Annotated in this window: 4 protein-coding genes; 3 read left to right on the top strand and 1 reads right to left on the bottom strand. The window is 56.5% G+C overall.

Translation table 11 applies throughout. The features are described 5' to 3' along the window. Positions 1-651: GlxA family transcriptional regulator (locus tag B3P58_RS20315; RefSeq protein ID WP_286720232.1), on the top strand; the 651-nt coding region annotated here is incomplete at its 5' end. 44 nt (positions 652-695) lie between these two features. Beyond that, positions 696-1,013 (top strand): hypothetical protein, encoded by a 318-nt coding sequence (locus B3P58_RS20310; protein WP_286720229.1) that lies wholly within the window; start codon positions 696-698, stop codon positions 1,011-1,013. Between the two features lie 12 nt (positions 1,014-1,025). Here the strand turns inward: B3P58_RS20310 and B3P58_RS20305 are convergent, their stop codons facing one another. Beyond that, entirely contained in the window at positions 1,026-1,955 is a 930-nt protein-coding gene (locus B3P58_RS20305) for an MBL fold metallo-hydrolase (RefSeq protein WP_286720227.1), read from the bottom strand. Between the two features lie 101 nt (positions 1,956-2,056). On the opposite strand from B3P58_RS20305, the gene B3P58_RS20300 reads away from it, so the two are divergent. Further along, positions 2,057-2,917: a LysR family transcriptional regulator gene (locus tag B3P58_RS20300; RefSeq protein ID WP_286720225.1), complete on the top strand. Its 861-nt coding sequence runs from the start codon at positions 2,057-2,059 to the stop codon at positions 2,915-2,917. The last annotated feature ends 212 nt before the right edge of the window (positions 2,918-3,129 follow it).

Genomic DNA, 3,129 nt, shown 5'->3' with positions numbered 1-3,129 from the left:
GTGAGTATCTGCACCGGAGCTTTTGTGCTGGCGGCTTCGGGCATTCTGGAAGGCAGTCAGGCCACCAGCCACTGGGCGGTTACCGACTGGCTGCAGCAGCAGTTTCCCGCTGTTTTATGGCAGAAAAACGCCATGCTGACCCACGATGGCAACATCAGTTGCTCCGGCGGAGCCAGCGCCTATCAGGATATGAGCCTGCAACTGGTGCGCGATTATTTTGGTGAAAGTGTCGCCCTGCAGGTGGCGCGTACGGTGCTGATTGATTCCGACCGCCACAGCCAGTTGCAGTACAGCGGTTTTATGCCTGAGCGTCAGCATCAGGATGAACGTATTCTGGAAATTCAGGACTGGCTCGATCAGCATGGCTGTGAGCCTTTTAACCTCGCCGATCTGGCCGCGCAGATTCACCTCAGCGAGCGCCAGTTCAAACGCCGTTTTACCCAGGCCGTGCGGCAATCGCCGCTGGCCTATATTCAGGCTTTGCGTATGGAAAAAGCCCGGCAGGCGCTGAGCGGCAGCCGCCGTCAGGTTGAACAGATTGCACGAGCGTGTGGTTACGACGATGTGCGTTTTTTCCGCGAACTGTTCCGCCGCAGCACAGGTCTGACACCACAGGCTTACCGGCAAAAATTTGCTCGTTGGCAGCCGTAATAACACCGGTCAGAATAGAAACAATCAACACGCGAAGGATCACCATGAATAACACCACCACAGCCACACCCCTGCGCCAGCAATTTATAGAGGAAGCCAAACAACGGCTGCTGACGATGTTTAACAACAGCAAACAACGCATTAAAGCCACCGATGCTGAACGCTTCCGTTTGCAGGGTTTTATGCAGGCCGGTGTTTTTCTCGGATTAAGCAGCAACAGCGAGTTGAAGCAGTTAATGGAAGAGATGCACCAGCAGGTATTTTCTATGAGTATCCGCGAGCGTCGTCTGCAGCAGGAAGCCGGCCGGATAGCCGAAGGCATTGATTACAGCCTGTACGACCAGCCGACCTACAGCCGCTGAGTGCTTCGCCGCTCAGTAGTGCAACGTAACCCCTTCCTGCGGTAAATCCAGCTGGTAGTCTTCACCAGCACTGGCCTCCGCCAACACACTGATTGGCTCCAGATACAGCGCATAACTGGAATGATGAATGGGTAACAGGCGCTCAGGCTGCAGCGCCCGCGCCATATCCACCACATCAGAAGCCCCCATGCTGATCTGTCCCAGCGGGCCGGGAGTCCCTACCCGGCCAAGATGCGGAACAAGAATATCCAGCGCCCCACGGCTATCAGCCAGCGTCTGCACCTGAGTCAGCACAGCACCAACCGGCATAGTGTCACCCGTCCAGTACAAACGCTTGCTCCAGCTTCCCTGAGAAAATTCCAGCCAGTAGCTATTGCCGGCCCCCAACAAGGTATCAATAGCGGGATCTGCCGAATGGTGTGCCGCAACCGCAGTAATGCGTATATGACCGGCACCGGCCTGATATTCCAGGCTCTGCTGCCAGGCCAGACTCTGCGCGGCCGTAAAGCCTTTCGCCTGCAGTGCGCCAAGATCATGTTCCGGAACAAGCAGCGGCAGACCTTTATCCAGCTGGCTTTGTGCCTGCTGATCAAAATGATCTTCGTGAGCATGGCTGAGCAACAGCAGATCCAGCTGGCTGAGATCGGTCTCCGGCAGCGGCGTTAAACGGGCATGTTGCTTAATGTTCGGCCCGTGCTTCAGGTCAAAGGGCTCGTTCGGATCGCCCATAATAAAGGCCTGCTCACCACTGCCCAGCATCGGGTCTGTCAGCAGACGAAAACCATTAAATTCCAGCAGCATGGTCGGGCCGCCCAGCCAGGTAATACTGACCTGCGGGGGAGAGCTGAACGTGTCAGCCTGCCCGGTTCTAGACTCTGCGGCCAGCAGATCAGCCGCGCCCAGCAAAAGGCTCAGACACAGCGCAGTAAGGTAGTGGTGCATAACGATTTCTCCGGTTGTTTATCAGTGCAGCGGAGAATATCATCGCGTTTTATCCACATAATCAGGCCCAATATTGATGGTCTGTCCTGGATTTCGGGATAGTGAAAAACTTAGAGCACATTCAGACCTTTATTGAGGTCGCCAGCAGCGGTAGTTTTGCCGAAGCCAGCCGGCGTCTGGCGGTATCGACATCCGCAGTCAGCGCCCGGGTTCAGGCACTGGAAAAGCACCTCGGCGTGCGGCTGCTTAACCGCACCACCCGCTCCGTCGGCCTGACCGATGAAGGCCGCCTGTACTTCAGTCGCTGCAAAGAAGTTCTGGATCAACTGCTGGATCTGGAAGACAGTCTGATCCGCCCGCAGGATCTGACCGGCCGCATCAGAATCAGTGTTCCCCTTGATCTGCCCATGGCCCCGCTTGCCGCTCTGCTGCAGGCGTTCAGTGCCCGCTATCCCAAACTCAGTGTTGAGGTGCACAGCACCGATGAAACCGTCGACTTTATTAACAGCCAGGCAGACGTTGCTATTCGCGGACGGGCGCCGGGCTCACTGAGCCTGATTGCGCGTAAACTGGGCGATGTACAGCTGGGCTTTTTCTGCGCGGCCAGCCACCCCGCCCGGAACGAAACTCCTGTTAACTGGCAGCATTACCCAATCGCAGACCCGCTGAATATCCGCCCACTGTTAACCACTGACCTTAACTGGCGCGAAAGCCAGCTGCAGACCCACAACCTGACGCTGGCCAAACAGCTCTGCCAGCAGGGTCAGAATCTGGCCATACTGCCGGTTGGCTTTTGCGCAGCGGAAGTGGCCGCCGGAACCTTGCAGGCCCTGCCCGACCCGGCCGGATTGCCACTGCTGCCACTCTTTCTTGTTTATCCCGCACGTAAACACATGCCCAACCGGGTGCGCGTATTTATCGACTTTTTTCTGCAACACCAGCAGGAATTTCCACTGATCTGATGCCGCTCGCTATCCTGCCCTGATTAACCCTGGACAAGCCGTATAAGACAGGGCATACAAAGTGGCTGCACGCAGAGAAGACACCTTCAGGCGACAAGAGTCTGGCCGCTGCACGGTGCCCAACAGCAACAATAAACATAACAACAGGCCGCAACGGGAGACTGATCTTCCCCCGTTTTAACGGACACCAAAGTAAAACTGACGAGGAGTCC

The sequence above is a fragment of the Thalassolituus sp. UBA2009 genome (assembly GCF_002335285.1).
GTDB lineage: Bacteria > Pseudomonadota > Gammaproteobacteria > Pseudomonadales > Oceanobacteraceae > Venatoribacter > Venatoribacter alkanivorans.
The sequence above is the reverse complement of the archived record's forward strand: the minus strand, read 5'-3'. Positions and strand labels throughout refer to the sequence as shown.